The sequence below is a fragment of the Asticcacaulis sp. AND118 genome (assembly GCF_020535245.1).
Taxonomy (GTDB): Bacteria; Pseudomonadota; Alphaproteobacteria; order Caulobacterales; family Caulobacteraceae; genus Asticcacaulis.
The window spans coordinates 1,363,251-1,384,607 of the sequence record NZ_CP084910.1 but is presented as its reverse complement, the minus strand read 5'-3'; the positions used below and the strand labels follow the sequence as shown (position 1 = coordinate 1,384,607).

General features: G+C 59.5%; 9 protein-coding genes and 1 pseudogene. 4 read left to right on the top strand and 6 right to left on the bottom strand.

Translation table 11 applies throughout. The annotated features are described in order from the left end of the window. Positions 1-20: 20 nt before the first annotated feature. Positions 21-1,177 (top strand): annotated as a pseudogene (locus LH365_RS06655) (TrbI/VirB10 family protein). Between the two features lies 1 nt (position 1,178). Then, complete coding sequence (locus LH365_RS06650; protein WP_226745383.1) at positions 1,179-1,418, top strand: DUF2274 domain-containing protein; 240 nt, start codon at positions 1,179-1,181, stop codon at positions 1,416-1,418. Here the strand turns inward: LH365_RS06650 and LH365_RS06645 are convergent. The 6 genes from LH365_RS06645 to LH365_RS06620 form a co-directional block, all read right to left on the bottom strand. After that, complete coding sequence (locus tag LH365_RS06645) at positions 1,402-2,322, bottom strand: LysR family transcriptional regulator (RefSeq protein WP_226745382.1); 921 nt, start codon at positions 2,320-2,322, stop codon at positions 1,402-1,404. The genes LH365_RS06650 and LH365_RS06645 overlap by 17 nt on opposite strands. Positions 2,323-2,508: 186 nt before the next feature. Then, positions 2,509-5,805, bottom strand: a complete 3,297-nt coding sequence (locus LH365_RS06640) for a DUF499 domain-containing protein (RefSeq protein ID WP_226745381.1) — start codon at positions 5,803-5,805, stop codon at positions 2,509-2,511. Between the two features lie 14 nt (positions 5,806-5,819). Beyond that, positions 5,820-8,648, bottom strand: a complete 2,829-nt coding sequence (locus tag LH365_RS06635; RefSeq protein WP_226745380.1) for a DUF1156 domain-containing protein — start codon at positions 8,646-8,648, stop codon at positions 5,820-5,822. Then, a complete protein-coding gene (locus tag LH365_RS06630) occupies positions 8,632-12,855 on the bottom strand; it encodes an ATP-binding protein (protein ID WP_226745379.1) in 4,224 nt (1,407 codons plus the stop codon). Before LH365_RS06630 ends, LH365_RS06635 begins: the two co-directional genes overlap by 17 nt. Continuing rightward, positions 12,852-16,355, bottom strand: a complete 3,504-nt coding sequence (locus LH365_RS06625; protein ID WP_226745378.1) for a helicase-related protein — start codon at positions 16,353-16,355, stop codon at positions 12,852-12,854. Before LH365_RS06625 ends, LH365_RS06630 begins: the two co-directional genes overlap by 4 nt. Positions 16,356-16,377: 22 nt before the next feature. Continuing rightward, on the bottom strand, positions 16,378-17,241 hold the full coding sequence (locus tag LH365_RS06620) for a WYL domain-containing protein (protein WP_226745377.1): 864 nt from the start codon (positions 17,239-17,241) through the stop codon (positions 16,378-16,380). A gap of 218 nt (positions 17,242-17,459) precedes the next feature. Between LH365_RS06620 and LH365_RS06615 the strand changes: the two genes are divergently transcribed. Next, positions 17,460-20,678 (top strand): DEAD/DEAH box helicase, encoded by a 3,219-nt coding sequence (locus tag LH365_RS06615; RefSeq protein WP_226745376.1) that lies wholly within the window; start codon positions 17,460-17,462, stop codon positions 20,676-20,678. A gap of 247 nt (positions 20,679-20,925) precedes the next feature. Next, positions 20,926-21,159: an AlpA family transcriptional regulator gene (locus LH365_RS06610; RefSeq protein WP_226745375.1), complete on the top strand. Its 234-nt coding sequence runs from the start codon at positions 20,926-20,928 to the stop codon at positions 21,157-21,159. The last annotated feature ends 198 nt before the right edge of the window (positions 21,160-21,357 follow it).

Genomic DNA, 21,357 nt, shown 5'->3' with positions numbered 1-21,357 from the left:
CCGGCGCGCCCGTTTCTTCCATGCGCCTTCGCCCCGATCCGCCGCGTGTCACGCGGCTGTCACGCAAGGTTCTGGCCGGTTTGGGGCTCGCCGCAGGCCTCGGCGTTGGCGGTGCCCTGATCTATGCCCTTCAGACCAGGAATGGCGGCAATCAGGGGCCGGAACTCTATTCGACCGACAATCGCACCACGCCGGATGGCCTGGCAGGACTGCCCAAGGACTATAGCGGTGTACCAAAGCTCGGTCCCCCGCTTCCCGGTGATCTTGGGCGACCGATCCTGAACGCTCAGAACGGGGGCAGCCGGTTTCAACGCCCGGCGTTATCGCCTCTGCGCCATCCGGCCCAAGTCCGGAAGAGCAGCGCCGCGCACAGGAGATTGAGGCCGCCCGCACCGCACGACTGTTTGCATCGACCGATGCACGTTCCACCAATATGGGCACGATCAATCCAGCGCAGACTACGGCTGCGGCGATGACCCCGCAGCCCGACCTCACCAGTCTCGGCCTTGCGCCGCAGCCCTCAACGCCCTCTGCACAGGACCGCCAGCTTGCCTTCCTCAACCAGACGCCCGACAAGCGCACGGTTTCGACGGATCGCATCACCGCCCCGGCATCACCGAACATCCTTCAGGCTGGGGCGGTGATTGCCGCTGCGCTCATCACCGGCATCCGCTCCGATCTTCCCGGCCAGATCACCGCTCAGGTGACGGAGAATGTCTATGACAGCCCGACCGGCAAGATCCTGCTCATCCCCCAGGGCACCCGCGTCGTAGGCCAATACGATAATGGCGTCGGCTTCGGTCAGCGTCGCGTGCTCCTCGTCTGGAACCGGCTGATCTTTCCCAATGGCCGCTCGATCGTTCTGGAGCGCCAGCCCGGCGCGGACGCCGAAGGCTATGCCGGTCTTGAGGATGGAGTCGATTACCATTGGGGCGAGTTGTTCAAGGCGGCGGCCTTGTCCACGCTGCTCAGTGTCGGCGCACAGGCCGGTTCGTCCGGAAACGACAGCGATATCGTGCAAGCTCTGCGTCAAGGCGCGTCACAGAGCATCAACCAGACCGGCCAACAGGTCGTCAGTCGCCAACTCAACATCGCGCCAACGCTGACCATTAGGCCCGGATTCCCGGTCCGTGTGATCGTCACGCGCGATCTTGTTCTTGAACCCTATGGAGGTTGACATGGCGAAATTGAAACTCTCGGTGATCGTCGATGACAAGCCCGTCAAGGTCACACTGGAACTGCCGGCCGGCCTGCACCGCGATCTCGTCGCCTATGCCGACATCCTCGCCCGCGAGGCAGGACAGTCGCCCGCCGATCCCGTCCGCCTGATCGTACCTATGCTGGAGCGGTTCATCGCCACGGACCGAGGCTTTGCCAAGGCGAAGAAATCCGTGTCCCAAACTACGCCGTCGATGTGACAAGCGAAACGTTTTGGGTCTCCAAAGAGGCCGCGATGTCCAGAAACCGCAGCAAGGCCGGATTGTCGTTCTGCGCCGACCAGACCATGCTGTAGGGCAAGGTTTCGTTGCCGATGGGACGGAACGCAACGCCCGGAACCTGCGTCGCCGTGACACCTTCGCTTGCCAGCGTCAGTCCCTGGCCGAGCGCCACAAGCGAAAGAAGGTTATGCCGCCCGACACTGTGCGGAAGGATCTCGGGCTGGCGGCCCAGACCGGCAAGCCTCTGGACCAGGTAGTTGTAAATCTCCTGTCCTGGGGCTGCGTCACTGACGATGAAGCGCTCACCGATGACGTCGACCCAATCCAATTGCGCCGCTTCAGCGAGCATGTGCTGTTCCGGCATGGCCACGAAAACCTGCTCTGACCAGAGATGGCGGCATTCACAGCCTTCCCATTCGAGAGTTCCCGTCAGAAATGCCACATCAAGCTGCCGCTGACGGATCGCGGCGATATGCTCCCCCTGGTCGCCATCGGCGAAAGACATTTGAATCGTCGCGTACTTTTCGGAGAATTTCTGGATGAGGTCGGCAAGAAAGCTGGAACCCAAAGACGACAGGATGCCGATCCGCAACTCTCCATCACCCACCCGCCCGATCGCGGCAACTTCCGTTCGCGCAAGACCGATCTCGGACAGCGCCTTTCGTCCCCGGTCTACAAACTGCTTGCCAGCGAGGGTCAGGGTGACGCCCGAATGTGAGCGGACAAATAACGCCGTTCCAAGCCGAATTTCCAGATCGCGTACACGCCGACTGATCGCCGACTCCTGCACTCCAAGCGCTGCCGCCGCCCGACGAAAACTACCGTATTCGGAAGCGGCGACAACGTAACTGATGTGGCGAAGTTCGATACTCGATCCCGGCACGCACACTCCTTCAGAACAGTGCCGCAGCGAAGAAGCTGCGGTTTAGTACGAGGAAGTCTGCACAGCTTTGCGGCGAGTGTTCGGCACAAACTTGGTCGTAGGCTACCTCAGCTATGCCGGAGGGATCTTCTTGTTCGGTTGATCGACGTCACAACGTCCTTTCTTGCTGTCGGCGTGCTCGTCCTTTCATTCAATCGACTTCTGAATGAAACCCAAGGTATTTGCATTTTCGATTAGTGTTCGCACCTTCGCTCGCTCAAGTCCGGCTGGAACCTCAGCATCAATCTCCAGACGGAGTCTAACGTCGCTTCCAGGAAGGGTCGTCAACTGTTCGACGATCGCCTCGACTATCTGATGTATGTCCCTTGCCGGTCGTTCCGATGAAATCATCACCGTACCCAGGAAGCGGGTTGGCTTTTTTTCAATTTGTTGCGCCGTGACGCTGTCACCTGAAATCGCAACGGACGGCGCAGCAGCGGGACCACCCGCCGTCACAGTTTGCTCCGTCGCGTCGGAGGACGGCGGCACAGGACGGTGTGCTTCCGCAACCTCTGGCTTAATGATGACGCTGTCGCTATCGATCACAACAATCGCGTTGCTTGCACGCTCAATGGCCAGCCCCAGATACGAATCTGACTTGTCATCGTACCGTTCAGCATAAGCGAATGGGCCAGGCAACATACCGCTAATGGCCGCTTGTACAGCCTTGATAAGGACATCCTGCCCTTTGAGGCGCGGCAGGTAGATATAGCGGTTCAGATACTCGCGCAGATCTTTGAGAGACAAACGGGGCTTGTCGTTCCAGATATATTTCTGGAGGTCTCTGTCGAGGCGCGCAGGTCCTAGCTCGACCAGCAGTCCCTCCTCCGCCACCAGCTTCTTGCTGGCACGGGCGAGCAGACCGTCCTGCGCCGGTATTTTACCAGACTGCCACTCCCAATCGGCATGCGCGCTCTCCTGGGCCGGGTAATGCAGGTAGCACCAGGCTTCTTTCAGGCGCGTCTTCATCGTTTCGTTCGCTTCAGCCAACTTGGCCTTGGCAAGTGCGCTGTCGCTCTGCGTGAGATTTAGGCGTTCGGTATCGCGGACGATTTCACCCCATGCCAACGACGCACGTACGGCGTCTTTCAGATGATCGAGCTGTCGGCTTTCCGCTGCAATGAAAACCAGAGTGTTGCGGTAGACACGTGGTGTACTGCCGCGTTGCAGCAGAATGGTTTTGGCCTCCCCAAGGGCCTCCGAACCATCGCGTCCATTATGTGGATACTTTACGCCAAGCACCACGGCCCGCACCCCGCCCGCTTCGTCGGGAACTTCCGCTGACGATGCGGGTGCCACCTGCACGGCGTCGAAATGCCCTCGATCCGCGAGACCATTCACATATTTTCCAAGTTCGGTATCGATCGTGACGTCAACCAAAGCCGCCTCGATCTGCGCGGCCTTATCGGCCGCGATGCGATTCAGGCTAGCCGACATGGAGTACCAGTAGCGGCCAAGATCAGAGTGCATAAACTTGGCTTGATTGGTCAGCCGCCGCAATGCGTCGCCGAAGATTGCCGGCCGCTCCCCTGGCTGAACCACACCGAGGTTGATCTGCTTGTCATCGAGGCCCGTGTTCTGCTGCTGCGCTGTCGGGGCAGTGCCCATGAAGATTGCCCGGGCAACGCGACGTGTGGCCGAATATCGATTTAGATTGGGGGCGGATTGATCCACCCTGTAAGGTGTCGATGTTGTACCATCAACGTCGCCAGCGATGATCGCCTGCCAGCTCACGTCGAGATAGTGGAGCAGTTCAGGCTCCACGCGTGGCGAACTCACCGCCACGCTGCCGGGCATAATCATGACCGACGGGTCGCCGTTCATCCAAAGCTCGTGAATAGCCTGCGCCATAAGGCGGAGGACGCCGCGCGTTCTCTGGAATTTTTCGAGTGATCCCCATGTGGTATAGAGCTGGTCGAACAGTTCCGGGTGAATCGGATAGGCCTTTTCCAACTTCCGACGGTAATCTTCATCAGCACAGCCTTGCGGGAAATCGTTCGCGTTCTCCCGATAGAGCTTGGCGAACTGCTTAAGCGTGTTGTCCCGATGATGGAACTTGTCGCCGGGGATGTCCTTGAAGAGACGACGCCGGACGATCTCATAGCTTTCTTCCTGACTGGCAGGACGCCAAGAAGATTCCACGCGGCTGAAAGTCTGCTTGAGTCGCGCGAGCGCTTCCTGACCGCCTTCTCCACCCACCTCGATCTGCGAGGCCGGCAGGGAGGCGACTAACAACGTGCCGGGGCTGGCCTTAACCGCCTCGGTCAGAGACTGGACGAAGGACAGGTTGGCATCGAACGACCCGGACGGCAGTCCCTCGACTTTATAAATTTGACGCAAATATGCGACCCATTCATCGATCAATATCAGACACGGTGCGCATTTCTTGAAAAGTGCCTCAAGCAGGTTGGAGCCTGGTGCGATACCGTTGGCATCGTTCTCGGCGACCATATCGAAGGCTTCAGCTCCTCCCAGCTGCCAAGCCAACTCACCCCATGTTGTCCGGATTTTTCGACCGCCATCAGCGTTGAGAACGTCCTGCGGCCCACGCGAGGTGCCTACAAGCACAGCGCGGTTGATGGCTTCAGGCACGCTGAGCCCCTGCTTTTCGAGCAACTGATCCAAGCCGGAGAGGTCCTGGACCGGCGTCGGTCCCGCCATGTGATAGAGCGCCAGCATCGAGTGCGTCTTACCGCCGCCGAAATTGGTTTGCAGCTCAACGACAGGATCCCCACCCGCACCGGATAGCCGCTTCGCCGACCCGACCAACAGCGCGCTCAGCCCTTCCGTCAGGTAGGTCCGACTGAAAAACTGGCGCGGGTCGCGATATTCCGGCGGGGCACTGCCCGAATGAACCTTGGCAAGGTCGGCAGCGAATTCAGCCTGCTGGAACTCGCCGGTAGCCACATCCTGATGCGGCTCGACAACCTCACGCCACGGCAGCAAACCCGCCACCGTCTCGACCGAGATTTCAAGACGCTGCGTCTTCCGCCGCTCCTCGTTGCGCTGAAGCTCAGTGAACTTCGTCCGGAGGATTGTGTCGCGCATCTTGCCGAGTTGTTCCGCCGTCTCGCCAGCGCTGATAGCTTCCATCAGCCGGCGCATGGTATCGAGAGCCCGCTCCGCATCGTCATAGGTGAAGGTTTCGTTGTGCGAGAGCTTGTTGCGGACATCGCTCAATTCGTTGACCAGCGACCTTTCCGCGCGGCCGAGGACCGCCTTGAACGCCTCGCTCCAGAAACGATCCATCGCATTGAAGAGTGCAGCCTGGTCCCAGCCTACAGCGCCGGTGCTGTTCGGTCGAAGGCTGGGCAGCTTCTCCAGAACCTGAACCTGCCAATGCCCTGGAAGAGACGTTTCAAGCCGCTTTTCAACGAAGGGGATCAACGCCGCAGGCAGCAGCTCCATACCCTCAAACACGTGTTGGCGTGTGCTTTTTGCCATGTTCCGTTTCCCCCTTAAATATCCAGCCGGATCTGACGATCCCCACTCGTGTCGTGAATGGCCGCAGCAGCCTTTGTCAGCTCAGTCCAGTCGGCAATCAGAGCGTTGTAGGCCGTGGCCTCCTTCGCATCCTTCCGCTTGTTGGCGCTGATGTCGTAGAGGCAGTAGGCGAGATCCTTCACCGCCTCAGCCTGGGAACTGATCTTCTTCATCAAGATGACGGTGTCGTGAGAAATGCCGTCCTTCTCATGCAGCCGGACCAGATGCTGAAGGCACTCCCACACCGTTAGGTGACGGTCATCTTCCGGTTGCCAACTCTCATCGAGTTCATCACGAGAGAGTATGCGCACTTTGCCGGCAGCGCTTTCAACGATACCGGCGTGTTTGACGCTTTCGACGGAGATGCCGCGCGCTGTGGCGATGCTGTTGGCGGTGCCGTAGTCGCCAGCCTTCAGCCCGTTCTGCTCAAACCAAGTAATAGCGAAACGGGTATCAGCATCAAACTCGCCTTGGATACCGCCAAGATACTCATCCAACTCCCGATTGATGAGCTGGAGCGCCGTCTTGACGCTCATCGGGCTGTCATCAGATTCCAATACCGCCTTGTAGCGTGAGAACACGCCCATACCGGGGCCAATAGCCGATTGCGGCATATCTGCGGGGGCAATGTTGGCGGCTTGAAGTTTGGCGATGGCAGGAGGCAGCTCGCGCTTTAGCGCGCGGATGAACTCGGCCCGCGTGATGACCTCCGCCGACTCTTCCTTCTTGCGACATACAAGGACGACCGAGTTAGCAAGGGCGTTGGTGCCCGAAGCGACCATGCGATTCGCCATCTCAGTGCGCATTGGCCAAGTGCCAAGGACAGAAAAACCGGCTTGGATCACAGCCTGCAAAAACGTCGCCCAACCCGTAGAGCTTATACCTTCATTTTCAACTTCACTTTGCTTGAATGCGTAATAAATCGTAGCGGGATTATTTGCACCAACCTGCGAAGTCATTCGCTTTATTGCTTTTGTCATCCCGCTCAGAAAGAAACTATCGGCTTCTTCCTGACCTCCATGACGATATCTTGTCGCTACCAATTCTTCGCTTTTTGGCGTTGACAAAAAGCCAAATATTTCAGGGTAGACTGGACCGCAGTTGCGCTTCAGCCAAACATAAAAGAAATCAGATAGATCAGAATACTCTATATTATCATAATATGGCGGATCGGACGAAATTACTACTTGACCGGGATATGTGATTGTTTGCGCATCATGTTGTGAAATAGAACCATGGGCGCTAGGCGCCAACATATCCACAACTCGAGCAACCCAATCAACATTACTAAGAAAATTTCCACTTGATTCAGAAAATGGATTCCCCTCTGCAAAGTCCCATGTCATCTGAATTGCCTGACGTGCGAACGTATTTCGTAGTGCTTCCATCTTAGGAGATGAGTCCCACGAGCAGAGGGTCGAGCCACGATCAGCAGACCTATCGATCGCGAAGGCCAAAAATATTCTAATGGCTTCAGCATACGCACGTGGGCCAACTCCCCCTGTAGCAAGTGGAGCTTCATCTCCTCGCCCGCCTGAGCGACTAAAATCCTGAAGAACCCTACTTTGCACTTCGTCGAGAGCATCTGAGAGCGCCGTCAGTGAAGCGAGCTGTCTCGGGAGAAAATAGTCTTCAAATGTTTCGAAGCCATACTTTCGACCCTGCGCGTTGCTCGCAAATGTTCCACGACACGGAACTCTGAGAAAAGCTGTATCTAACTCACCGATGGTTCTGTCCGCCAAAGCGAGAGCTTCCAATTGTTCAGAGGAAGGGCTCAAATAGACCCTCCCCCTTGCGCCCTCAGCCGCAACAGCTAGCAAAACACGCCCCATCTTTCCTTGAGACGCGGCTTCGTCAATGTATGCACCTGAAATGGGAGCATCCGACAAAATACATCGGAAATTTGCCTGCCCCGCTTTGGTTCCCTTCTTTGCCCTAGCAACTTCCTCCGATGCCCCGCCTCTCTGGACTTCGTATTGCACACTCTTTTTATTTCGATCAGGCGTTGCCTTGATCCAAGCCTCCCGCCCCGGCTTAGTTCCAAGAGCAAAGCTCGAGGTAATAGGTACCTGCGCACCTGCAAAGGCCGGGTCCGGACTCGGTACCGTGCGCGCCCAAATCCAAGCAATCACAGTCGCCTTGCCGCCGCCATACTCTTTCGGGAGGTCCACTTGCGGGTATAGATGTCCGACGCGCTCCCATGCCTTCTCGCGCATCCATTCGCCGTAATATCGGACATCCTCGGCCAGCCCTTCGGCGTTGCGGTAGAACGACCGCTCCTTGATGCCGGGGTGGATGGGGGGCATGTCCTTGAACTTCGGCGGAATCTCGATCATCGCCTTGCCGATCATCACCGCCACCGGGTTCAGGTCGGACCCATAGGCGGGCAGACCAAGGCGCTGAGCCTCCAACGGGATCGATCCGCCGCCCGAGAACGGGTCATAGACCGGCGGCAGAACGCCGCCGCAGCTTTTGCGGATTTCAGCGCGGGCGCGTTCAAGCACCTCCTCGTTGGTCGAGTTCTCCCACTTCACCAGATCTTCGATGATGGCAAACAACCGCTTGCGCTCGGCTTCTTGCGCTTCATGTGTGGGGAATTTCTCGAGATCACTCGACGGATCATCGACAAGCTGGGCGAACAGGACCGCGCGGCACGCCGCCAGCGGCCGCCGCGCCCACCACAGATGAAGCGTGGATGGATGCCCATGCCGGATCGACTTCTCGCGTGCGGAGGCGGCGTTGATCGCTTCGAGCGGGATCGCAACCTCGATCAGTTTCTTCTTGGGGTTAGTCGTCGAGGTCATACACAAGCCTGTACGTTGCGGGATGGATGGTCAGTTCGCCGCCGTCGCGCAGAGCGCGCAGGCGGGCGCCCGTCATCTCGACGGGACCACCTTCCGGGTTGATGAGAATGAACGAATAGAGGTCCGGCTTCTGGTCGAGCAGGCCCCAGACGTCGGCATCGAGCTGGAGCGGTTCGTGCTCCAGGCAATGGTCTTTAGGATAGTAGTGCCGCAGAATCTCACCGCCCGCCGAGCGGCGCTCCCACGGAAAGCGCGCGCCGTTGCCACGACCGATCCAGCTTCCGTCCGCATGGAAAAAGCGATCTTGGCCATCGGCCTTATAGCCTTGGGCTAATGCAAACCGCGCCATCACGCTCGGACAGGGCGGCTTCGGCGCGGCCCGGGGCCTGGTCGCCACCTCCGTTTCGATCAGCTCGCGCTCCGGTTCCCTAGCTTGCGGCTCAGGCTGCGGAGCAGGCACGTCCGCTTTCGACAGATCTGAACCATCGAAGTCGACCATCTCGGCATCGTCGCGGACGCCTTCGTCAGCCTCATCGATACCGCCATCATCGTCAGGAACAGCGACGGGCTGTGGCTCGACGACAGGCGCGACAACGATTTGCTCTGGGCCGAGCGTGAAGTTCTCCTCGAGATAATCCCGAATGTCGTCGGGCGAGCGCTCAAAAGCATAGGCCAGCGCCGCGCGAAAATCGGCGCTCAGGCTCTTCCCGATCTCTTCCGGCACACGCTTGGCGAGCTTCGCCTTCGACAACGGACTGACGAACAGTTTCCGGTCTAGCCACAGGATGTCTGTAAGCCGTGCCGTGCCCGCGGGCACACCGTCGAGGTAGGGAATGACCTCCAGCTTGGGCGCCGGAGCCCAACTCGTCTCAACGATGGTCTGCGCCAGCCCCCGCACGCGCTCGGTCTCGCCGGCATCGGCAAGCTCGATCCGCCCGAGCTGTGTTCCGAATGCCACCAACCAGGGGCGACGATCCTCCATGCCGGCCAGCAGAGACGGTTGGTTGAACCGCTCCTCGACCAGGTCTGACAAGGCCGGCAAAGCGGAGAAAGGCGGCGCCTGCACGACCTCCCCCGACAACCGCTGAAAATCCGCGGTCTTGCGCTTGACCCATTCATGCAGGTGACTCCACCGGAACAGGCTCTGCATGCTGAGGCCATAGGCCAGAGTCCCGACCGGCGCCCATTCGCCGATGAGATTGAGCCAGTGCCCGCGCTCCTCCCAGATGCGGGTCGGGTAGCGTACCAGCAGGGTGCGAACCCGCCGAAGATCGTCGGGCGACAACGCCTTCCCGGAAGCGAGGGTTTCCAGCCATTGCAGCGCCAGGTCGGCCGATGGACGGTCGGCGACACCGATACGATGCCACAGGCTGAGATCGAGCACGGAAGCACGCACGACCGCGGCGCCGGGAACATCCTCCTCATCCCCCGCCAGGAAGACGCCGCTCGCCGTCGTCCATGTCCCGTCCTGGGCAAGGATCAGCTTTTCGGTCTTGAAGGCGTTCCTGATGTTTTGTGCATCAGCCGTCGAACAGCTGTCGAGCATCTGGTCAAGGCGACGATACCATTTCTCGACCTCATGCGCCGGCGCCCGGTCAGATTTCGCCAGGGCGCGCAGCCGGTCAAGCAAGCGGCCGGGTCCGCTGGGCGTTTTGCGGACACCAAGAAGGTCGAGCAGCGGCCGCGTCGTTTCCCGATCGAGCAGGCCATGCACGAAGGGCTCGACGTCGATCAGGGCTTCGGTTTCGGGCGTCCGACGCACTAGGTCGGCCGGAAGCTGGATCATGTTGCGCGTATCGGGCAGACAGGGCTTGGCGCGCAGCTTCATGAGCCAATCCGCCAATAACGGCTCTGAGCTGACCGATCGCGTCGATCCGGTAGTCGCCACCTGCGACAGCCGCATCGCCGAAGACCGGGACCAATAGGTGTCGCGCTGTTCCAGAATCTTCCCGACGATCTTGGCCCAGATACCTGGATCGGTCTTCGACAACGCCTCCCAATGCCGCCAGTAGTCGGCCGGGAAGTCCCAATCGTCGAGGACGAAGCTCTCCGTGACATAGGCATAGTAGAGCGCGTGGCGCTGCCCGCGCGCCTGCGCTTCCGACACCGCCCGCTGGCGCCCGTAGAGGCTGGTGCGCTTCGAGGCCAGCGGCGCCATTGTCAGCAATCCCGAACGACCCGATGAGACCCAGCGCAGCCAATCCTCCCGCGTGCAGGATTTGAAGCTCGCGACATAATCGCTGTGGAGGAGTTGCGTCTTGCGGATGGAGTCCGGCAACAGCTCATTGAGCGTACCGTTCTCGTCAAACATCACCCCCTTGTCGGTCGCATGAAGCTTGAGGTCGGCGCAGGCATATCGGAAGGCGTCGCCAACGGTGACACCCAGCTTGGCCGAGATCTGGGCGATCTGAACGCACTCAGCGAGTTTGGCCTCACCGGAACCGAAATAGTCGGCGGCGACACGGTCAACGACGGCGTTGACATCGCTCGTGCCGTCGAGGCCGATCTCCTCCAGCACCGCGAAAGCGGCCTCTACCGGTTCGTTGTGGCTTTCACCCTCGGCCTTGTCCCGGCGCTGTTCCGCGAGGAACCGCGTCCAGTTTTGGTTGAGGACAACAAGGTGGCTGGCCAGAAATTCCCAATCCTCGTCCGACTGGAGCAATTTCTTCTCGCCGAGCCGAACGATCTCTGAGGCTGCATAGAGCACCTCTTTGCCCTGCACTGGGACGATGCGCAGCGCGTCGGCGTCGTGACACTGCCAGCCCGTCACCTCAGGCGCGATATAGGCCCAAAGGTTCAACAAATGCCGCCACGTCGCAGGTCGCGGCAGGTGATGGCTGCGCAGGCGGTCGAGCAGATCCGACTTCGAGAACTCCTCGACCAGGCCCCAATGAACGAGCTTGGTCCGGTTCTTGGCCGAGACATGCTGGCACAGCGCCGGCCGTGACTTGGCATCCAGCAAGGCCATCGCCTGCTCCGCCGGCCAGATGTCGAAGACCGGCCGCGGAACCGTGATCGCGGCCTTGGCCTCGACCAGCTGCCCTTCCTCGGTCAGCAGCATTGATCGGCCGTCGATCACCGCGTCGAAGGCCAGCTCAACGATCGCGCCACACGCCCCTTCGAGCGTGGTCGCCTCACGGTCGACATCCGGCAACAGGCCGTAAGCGTCCGCCCGATCCCGCGCGCCGGTCTTCGTCTGCTCCAGCCACTCCATCATCGCGCCGGCGGCCAGTTCCCCGGCGCGGTTGAGGAGCCAGCGGTTGGTCGGCGAGGTTTCCGGGTCCTTGATCTTGAGACGCGCAGGGTCCTGAATGAAGGGAGCATTGCAGGCGAAAGGTAGCGTCGTTTCAACGCCGGTCGGCAGTACGACATAGAGCCGGCCCTTGGCGCCAAGCACGATCTCGACGCGGCAAGGCGGGAAATCGCCGCTGTCCTCGGCCCCCAGCATCCGCTCCTTGCGGATCTCGTCGAGCGCTTCGTCCGGGAAGGCTTCCTCTGCGGACCGCACAAGGAGGAAGGGATCGTTCGCCTTCTCATCCAAAGCCATCCATTCGCTCTCGGCGATGGGGCCAGGCCCGAGACTCTGCCAATGCACCTCGCTGTCGCCGATACGAAGACGGCGGATCTTCTTGAAGAAGAGCAGCGACACCGGGCTCTTCAGCCACTCGTCGAGATTCTTCTCGACCTCGCGGCGCAGCAGCGGATTGGCGATCGCCACCTCGACGCGCGTGGTTTCCGACGTCAGGGAACGGCTGTCGATCCAATGCGGCTGGGTGAACCGCGCGCGTTCGAAGGCTACGGCCAGGGTCGGCGTGAACAACTCGACCCGATCGCCCAGGCTGAACGTGCTCTTGAATCCGATCCCCCGGAAGCCGATCGTATGCAGCGCACGCTTGTTGGAATAGCCGAAGCGGCAGATCGAAGCGAAGTGGGCCTCGATGAAGTCCTCGCCATTATGCTCGAACACAAAACGGTCGTTCTCGATCGACACCCGCGCTTCGCTGGCGCCGGCGTCGTCGGCGTTCTGGAGCAGCTCGGACAGGATATGGCGCGGACTCTGCACCTGCTTAAAGAGCTGGTGCCAAGGCCCGGCGAGCTCCGGGTCCGCCTCAAGCTGATCCCAGCGCTTGGTCGCGCGCTCCTGGATCGGCTGGAAGTAGTCAGGCCAAGCTGCCGAGTTTGCCGCCAACTGCGTGTTCGCTGTCACAGCGGAGCCTCCGCGCGCTCCAGAAGGCGCCGAAGGTCGAACTGGATCGCGGTTTCGAGGAAGGACGGTTCCCGTTCCACGAGCGGGCCGCGCACATAGCGCGGCGCATGGGCGAAACCGGCGGCAACCGGCACAATAGCGAGGATGAACTTCTCCGGCTCGTGCAGGGAGGTGATGACCTCCTGCCGCGTGACCATCACGCTGTCGGCTCCGTCGATGCGCCCCTTGACCTCGATGAAGCGCAGATGTCCCGACTTCGGATCGTGCGAGGCGATGTCATAGCCGATCTTCTGGGCGGAGACGTCGGCCGGCTCATTGCCCAGCGCCCGCTCGGCCGCCATGACGGCTTCCATCGCAGCAAGCTCGATCACCCGGCGCGCAACGGGGTCTTCCGCGAAATGGTTCGGGATGCTTGGCACCTGACGCTCTTCCAGTAGCCCACGCGGGATGACGACCATGCCGCCCCGCACGCGCGGCGGCTGCGAGGAGATGAACCGCTCCCGTTCAAGCTGGTCCATGCGGCGCTTTTGCCGATCCGCCAGATCCTCGGCCCGGCGCTGCGCGTTCTGCCAGTTCACCCGAGTCTTCTTGCCGGCCCGCTCCTCTTCCTTCAGCTCGAAGGCGCGCGAGTCCCAGTAATTGATCTCCTTCTTGAGCCGGGCGCGAACCTCCTGCTCGACCTTTTCGATCTCGGGCAAGCGCCGCGCCTTGACCTCGGCGACATGGCCCTGCGCCAGCTCGACCGTCGCGAACCGGATCGCGGCCTTTTCCAGATCGGTGGTCAGCCAGCTCTCTTCCAGAAGATCACGCACGCTGGCGACCTCTTCCGGCTTGGCAGGCCGCAGGTTCAAATGCGGCGCGATGCCGGCGTTTACGGTGTTTCCGGCCTTGTCGATGGCGGCGAACTGGAGCCGCTGCGAAATTACATGCGGCTTGCCGACACTGGTGACGCGGCCGTCCTGAACGGTGTGCTCCAGCAGGAAAATCGCCGACAGCGCGTCGCCCGCATCGGTGTCGTCTACCAGGATCGCACCCTGCCGCATGATCTGCTCATACTGCTCGCGGATCAGGCTGATCACGGCTTCGAGCAGCGGATGGCCGGGGCAGACGAATGCCGCGACCGGCTGCTGGTTGATCTTGTCTTTCTCGAAGCAGATCCGCTCATACTGCGTCTGAAGCGGCGCGCCGGTTCCGATCTGGCGGTCCCGCTCACGGATACGCACAGGTACATGCGTGACCTCCCAGCGCCCTTCTTCACGGCGCTTGATCCGGCCGCCTAGATGCTGGAACGCCTCGACGAAGAAGCTCTGGATGTGATGCGGCTGCAGGCGCAACGCTTCGGCGCGCTCCATTTCAAGGCGCAGTTCCTCGACCTTGGCCTCCGGCATCGTGTCGTTGGTCAGGGCGCGGCGGCGCAGAAGCTCAAGCAGGTTCGCCTGGTCGACGGCGCCATCGACCTGCTGGAACAGGCGGGCCTTGACCTCTTCCCGCTCGCCATACTGGATCGCCTCGAACAACAGATCCTTGAGCGCCACGCCGTCGAACAATTCGCCGAGCACGTCATAGACGCGGCCGCCCAGCGCCTCGCGCGCGGCTTCCAGCTTTTCGAGCAGCCGGGCGTAGACCTCGCCCTCGCGCGTATCGGCCGCGACGAGATTCCACAGGTGGCACACCTCGGTCTGACCGATGCGATGGATGCGGCCGAACCGTTGCTCGATCTTGTTCGGGTTCCACGGCAGGTCGTAATTGACCATCAGGTGGCCGCGCTGAAGGTTCACGCCTTCACCGGCCGCGTCGTTGGCGATCAGGACCAGCATGTCCTTGTCCTGCATGAAGCGCTCGACGACCTTGCGCCGCTCTTCGCGCGACACGCCGCCGTGGATCACCTCGACCGCCTCGGGATTGCCGATCCGCGCCCTGACCTTGTCGAGCAGGTAGTGCAGCGTGTCCTTGGGCTCCGTGAAGATGATCAGCTTGCGGCGATTGCCAGCCGCATCGACCATCAGATCGTCGTCGAGGATGCGGTTCAGCTGGGTCCACTTCGTATCCACGCCCGAGCGCAACACGCCGAGCGCCATCGTCTCTAACCCCTTCAGCGTCTCGACTTCCAAAGCGAGTTGCTCGACCGTCTCGGCCGTCGTCGCGCCCGTCGAGATCAGGTCCTCAAGCTCGTCGATCTCCTCCTGGCCATATTCCTCGATGTTGCCGAGCATGTCGGCATTAATCGTCGGCTCGCTCGTACCTGCCCGGCGGCCCTTGGCGGCAAGGCGGGCTTCGCCCAGTTCGTTTTCTAGCCGCTCACGGCGACGTTTAAGGGACTGGTAGATTGCGGCCGGTGACGAAGCGAGCCGGCGCTGGAGGATCTGCAAGGCGAAGCCGACATTGTTGCGCTTCTTCCCGTCGCCCTCCGCGAAGCGCTGCACGCGGTTCATCTCCGTTCGCACATATTCCGTGACGGCGGTGTAGAGCGCTGCCTCCCCCTCCGAGAGCTGATATTTGACCGTGCGCGCCCGCCGCTCGGGGAAGAGCGGCCGACCGTCGAACTTGAGCAGTTCCTCCTTGGTCAGCCGCCGCATCATGTCTTCGGTGTCGGCGTAGTGGACACCATCGCGGAACCGGCCCTCGAACCGATCGCCGTCGAGCAGCGCCATGAAGAGCTGGAAATCCTCTTCCTTGCCATTGTGCGGTGTGGCCGACATCAACAGCAGATGCCGGCAGACCTGGCCGAGCTTCTGGCCGACCTGATAGCGGCGGGTGTATTTCACCTCTCCGCCAAAATAGGTGGCCGACATGCGATGGGCTTCGTCGCAGATGATGAGGTCCCATTCGCGCGCGCTCATGAGCTTCTCCTGAAGCTCCTCGTTGCGCGCCAGCACATCGAGACGGACGATCAGCCGGTCCCGGTCGCTAAACGGATTGCCTGATCGCGAATTCTCGATCATGTCGCGGGAAAGGATGTCGAACTCCAGATTGAATTTCTGGCCAAGTTCGTCCTGCCATTGTTCGACCAGGCTGCCGGGCGCGACCACGAGGCAGCGCTCCAGGTCGCTACGGGCGATCAGTTCCTTCATCAGCAGCCCGGCCATAATCGTCTTGCCGGCGCCGGGATCGTCGGCGAGCAGGAAGCGCAGCGGCTGTCGCGGCAGCATCTCGCCATAGACCGCCGAAATCTGGTGCGGCAGCGGATCGACCAGACTCGTATGGATCGCCAGATAGGGATCGAAGTAGTGCGCCAGTTTGATGCGGTTAGCCTCCGTCACCAAGCGCAACAAAGCGCCATCAGCGTCGAACGACCACGGGCGTCCATTCTGTTCGACATCGAGCCGATGCTCATCGTCGCGGTAGAGGACCGACTCCGCCACCGCGCCATTGTGATCGCGATAGACGACGCTGACCGCCTGATCGCCGATCCAGTCCACCGAAATGACATGCACAGCCTGAGCCGAGGCCACGCCCCGCACCGATGCGCCGTTCTTTATGTCTTCAAGCCGCGCAGCCATCAGTTGCCCTCGCTCAACCCATTCATAGCTGAAGCTCCGCTTTTTCAAGCGCCGCTTCGGTCTCTTTGCGATTAATGGTCACAATATGCTGGGTATGAGCACTCTGTTTTGTAGCGTCCCCAAGCAGACCCAACCGCTTCAATACGTAGAAAAGCATCGCATAGCGAACTGAAAGCACCCCGTGACCGTGGTCGAGACCGTAATCCTTGGCGACGACTTTTTGCTGACTTGGCGTAAGCGCAGGATGTGGTCCGATGATCACATCGAAATAGTTATTCCAAAGCCAATCCTGCCCTTCGCCTTCGCCGGGCTCTCCCTTAACACCAACCTCTAATATGCGAGGAAGGAGAAAATCTTTGAACCGATGCTCAAGATGACAGTAAGCGCGAACGTGCCAACGGAAACCATCAAAACCAAAAGCGTGAGGCGTGATACGACGCCAAATCGGCTCCGGGCGCACCTTATTCATCGACTGGTAAAAGACTTCAACTGAAGCGCCTTTGCGTACGGCCTCAAGCACCCCCCTGAGAACGCCGATATCTACATCGCGCTTCGGCGTCAGAGCGACATCCGCTTTCGGAAGCGCAGCGATCCAAGAATCATGCGCAGGGACCATTCCCTCAGTTACGGCACGGAGTTGCGACAAATACATATGAGGATCTGGATCAAGGAAGCGCAGCACGAATTTCTCTGCGGCAACATAGCGTTTGGCGTGCGTGTCATATTCCATGTTTCCAGGGGCACGCTCCTGGTAGGCGGTCAGGTCCTTTGAAGCCTGAGGAACCGACACGCCGAAAAAATTCGTAATGTCAGCGCGATTTATCGATCCCTCCCAGAACAGGCGGAACTCGATAAACTCTAGCCTTTGCTCGACACCCCAGCGCAAGAACGCCTCCAACATGAGAATACTAAATATACGGATGTTGACATTCCGTGCGTATAGTTAATATACGTATGATAGATTTAAGTCAACGGACGATGGATGGTCAGATGCCTCCCCGTAAGCGAAGCGCAGATTCAACTCAGGATGACCTCTTTGACCCGGAGGTCGACCTACTACTCCCGCCTCGCCTCGCAGTAGACGGTAAGGTCCTGGGCAGCACCGTGCGTCAGTTGATCGTTCCAGCCCAGCGCGTTCGCTGTAAATTACGTCGCTTCGTTATCCGCCGCGTCACAGGCTATGAGACTATCCTGAAGTCTGGACAGACGCTGAAAATTATAAGCGCGAAAACGGCAACACCACTTGAGGCTGACCTTATTCTTCTTGTGGCTGACGCCACAGACGCCAAACAAATAGCCGAAGCCCTGGAGCTTGGCGAAGGTCGCTGGATAAACGCTCGGCCGGCCAACATAGCCACGATGGATCACAACACGCGGGTAAATCTACTGTCTGCGGTCTCAGCCTCTTGGACTGACGCGATATATCTGCGCGAAGGACGCGCCGATGAGCCGGTGCGTCCAGGTTTGCGACGCCCTCAGATCGGAGCGCTTCACGCAGCGCTGGCACACAGAACACGATCGACCGCACCCGCAACCATTGTCATGCCGACGGGGACAGGCAAGACCGAAACGATGCTCGCTCTAAATGCCCACGAGAAGTTTGAGCGATTGTTGGTAGTGGTTCCGACCGACGCCTTACGCGAACAAATATCATCCAAGTTCGAAACCTTCGGCGTCTTGAGACAACAGCAATGCCTGGCCGATAAGGCTTCCTATCCGGTTGTCATGCGCCTATCGCATATCCCGACGAGTCCAGCGGAGGTCGACCAAATTTTCGACAGCGCAAATGTCATTGTCACCACAATGCAGATTGCCGGCCGCGCGGATGCGCCCGTTCAGGAGCAAATGGCCGAGCGTGCTTCAGCGCTCTTCATCGACGAGGCGCACCATATCGGTGCTCCGACTTGGGCTCGGTTTCGTGGCCTCTTTGTTGATCGAGATCCACCGCTCCCTATCGTTCAATTCACAGCCACCCCCTTCCGAGAGGATGGAAGACGCGTAGACGGGGAGTTCATCTACACCTACCCCCTCAAGAAGGCTCAATCAGAAGGATATTTCAAGCCCATTCGTTTTGAAGCCGTGTTTGGCCTCGACCAAGCTGATGCCGATCTGGCAATTGCCGAAAAGCTTGGTGAAGTCCTTCAGGGCGATCTGGACGCTGGCCTCAACCATCTTGCCATGGCGCGCTGCCAGACTATCGAGCGCGCTAAAGATCTTCACCGGATCTACAGCGCACTGTTCCCAGAATTCAACCCCGTCATCGTTCACAGCCAACAGTCTATCCGTGAACGCCGTGCAAACCTGGCCGCATTGAGGCGCTTCGAGAGCCGGGCCATCGTCTGCGTCGATATGCTTGGCGAAGGTTTCGATCTTCCGGAACTGAAAATCGCGGCGCTTCATGATCCGCACAAAAGCATTGCCGTTACCATCCAGTTCGTTGGCCGTTTCACGCGGCAAGATCCGCGCCTGGGCGATGCCACTGTTATCGCCAATACCGGCGTAGACGACATCGACCGTTCGTTAGCCAAGCTCTATGCGGAGGACGCCGACTGGAACGCTCTGGTCGAGGCCCTCAGCACGGCAAAGATCGACCGACAGGTTCGCCGCTCCGAAATGTTCAAGGGCTTCGTCGGGGACCTGAACGATATCCCGCTTCAGACGCTCGAACCAAAAATGAACGCGGTGGTCTATCGAACGTCGTGCGAGGCCTGGGAGCCACTACGTGCTGAGGACCTGTATAATCCAGGCATCTATCTCGGCATGAAGGTCAACCCACACCAGCGCGTCGCCATTTTCGTCACTCGATCGGAAGAACAAGCAGGATGGACCACGGCGCAGCATGCCATCAATGTCTTCTGGGACCTGCATATGGTCCACTGGGATCCAGACCGACAGCTTCTCTATATCAGCAGTTCAGCTAAAGGCCCCTACGACCGGCTCGCTAAAGTCATCTGTGGCGAAACAGCGCGTCGGGTGGAAGGAGAGGAAGTCTTCCGCTGCCTGCACGGATTCAACCGACTTATTCTGCGCAATCTCGGCTTAACCCACCATCAGGGACGCGGTGTTCGTTACTCAATGTACATGGGCGTTGATGTAGCGGACGGGCTTGATACCGCAAAATCGCAATCCCGCATTAAAAATAATGTCTTTGCGACCGGCTTCCTCGACGGCGTGCCCGCTTCACGCGGCTGCTCGGCAAAGGGCAAGTTCTGGTCGATCTCACCTGTCCGCGATCTAACCGACTGGGTTGAGTGGTGTGCTGATATCGGTCGGGCCGTAAACGATCCGGGGATCACCACTGATGGCGTTTTCAAAAGTGCCATGCGGCCTCGGCAAATCAACGAGAGGCCAGCAGTACCGCCGGTTGCGATCCATTGGCCAGAGTCACTGCTGACACAGATCGAGGATCGCGTCGAAATTACCTTCGGTGATCGGCCAGTCCCATTCGCCGAATGCGATATCGAATTGCTTGACCATGAACGCACAGGGCCACTGCGTTTCTCGGTCCACAGCAATGTTGATGCTGCTGAGTTTGAAATCGTTTTTGCGGAAGGCGGTGCCCGCTATCTGCAACGATCAGGGCCGAAGGCAACAATTAAGATTGGCGGCAAAGTGAAAACGCTGTCGGAATCTTTTGGTGAAGACTCCCCTCAGATTGATTTCGGGGACGGGTCTCTCCTCATCTACAGCCATCTCTATGCCTTACCAGACGGTATTAAGGTTGAACCATATCCTCGAGATCGAGTGGAAACCTGGGACTGGTCCGGGACCAATATTCGAACAGAATCACAGGGACCAGAAAAGCGCTCAGATTCCGTCCAGCGACGGGTGATCGAGACATTGCTCGCGGATGGAAACATCTATGATCTTATTTTCGACGATGACGGAGCTGGTGAAATAGCGGACGTAGTTGCCGTTCGTGTGACGGAAGGCCTTGTGCAAGTAACCCTCCACCACTGCAAATACTCCAGCGCGGACACACCAGGTGCGCGCGTAAAAGACCTTTACGAGGTCTGTGGCCAGGCCCAAAAATCGGCACGTTGGCGTGATCGCCCCTATAGAATGTTCACGCACATGCTGAAGCGTGAGAAGTTGCGTCTTGAAAAAGGCACCACCTCGCGTTTCGAGCACGGAACTGCCGCGTTTCTCAAAAAACTGAAGGCAAGCTGGCAGGACTATCGATATGAATTCGATGTCAGAATTATTCAGCCCGGCTTGTCGCGGGCGGCGATCACGGAGGAAGGCCTGCATCTGCTCGCCGGCGTGGAGACCTATCTCCTGGAGACCCGTGCGATGAAGCTCCGAATCATAGGTAGTGAATAGCTGTATTGTAGAATGTCTTCTGGCCTACCCCGCCTTTTTGCATTCCAGCCTATCCGAATTCCCTACGCCCACAAATTGATACTTCCCTGACTGTGCAGGCGTGTTCATGCTCTGCCGTGGTGGAGCGTGCGCGATAGAGGCTTAGCCAACGTGCGCGGATCTCTGCTTGGTCAATGCCTCAGGAGATGCCTCTCGAGCTCTACGATGTCTAATCATCAACGGCAGGACTTCTGCCAAAGGAGGATGTATGTCACAAACCACATTCCTGACGCCGGAAGAAGTAGCGGAACGCTATCGCGGCAGCATTTCAGTAGGCACCCTGCGAAACTGGCGCTCGATGAAAATCGGGCCGTCGTTCGTAAAGATCGGAAAAGCTGTCCTCTACCACGTCGATGAGCTCGACGCTTGGGACGAACGGAACCGTGTCCAATGCCGCAATTCAAAGCGAATTGAGTACGAGACCGCAGCTTATCATGCTTGATCGTTTAACACGCAAACGGCGGGCGTGCCGGCCTGCGCTCTCGACACGCCCGCCTGGTTAACCGGGGACAGATTGTCCCTCAGGCGGCCAGACCATATGACGTCCGGCCTGGTGGGCTTCATGCGGGTTCGCCGCCATTCCCACCGCCATGCTTGATCCGCCCCGCCGTGCGGCGTCTCCCATGGTCCCCGCGCTTTT

Excerpts from the sequence above, each read along its gene's own strand:
- LH365_RS06650 (WP_226745383.1), top strand. The coding sequence starts at position 1,179 with ATGGCGAAATTGAAACTCTCGGTGATCGTCGATGACAAGCCCGTCAAG.
- LH365_RS06640 (WP_226745381.1), bottom strand. The coding sequence starts at position 5,805 with ATGGCAAAAAGCACACGCCAACACGTGTTTGAGGGTATGGAGCTGCTG.
- LH365_RS06635 (WP_226745380.1), bottom strand. The coding sequence starts at position 8,648 with ATGACCTCGACGACTAACCCCAAGAAGAAACTGATCGAGGTTGCGATC.
- LH365_RS06625 (WP_226745378.1), bottom strand. The coding sequence starts at position 16,355 with ATGGCTGCGCGGCTTGAAGACATAAAGAACGGCGCATCGGTGCGGGGC.
- LH365_RS06610 (WP_226745375.1), top strand. The coding sequence starts at position 20,926 with ATGTCACAAACCACATTCCTGACGCCGGAAGAAGTAGCGGAACGCTAT.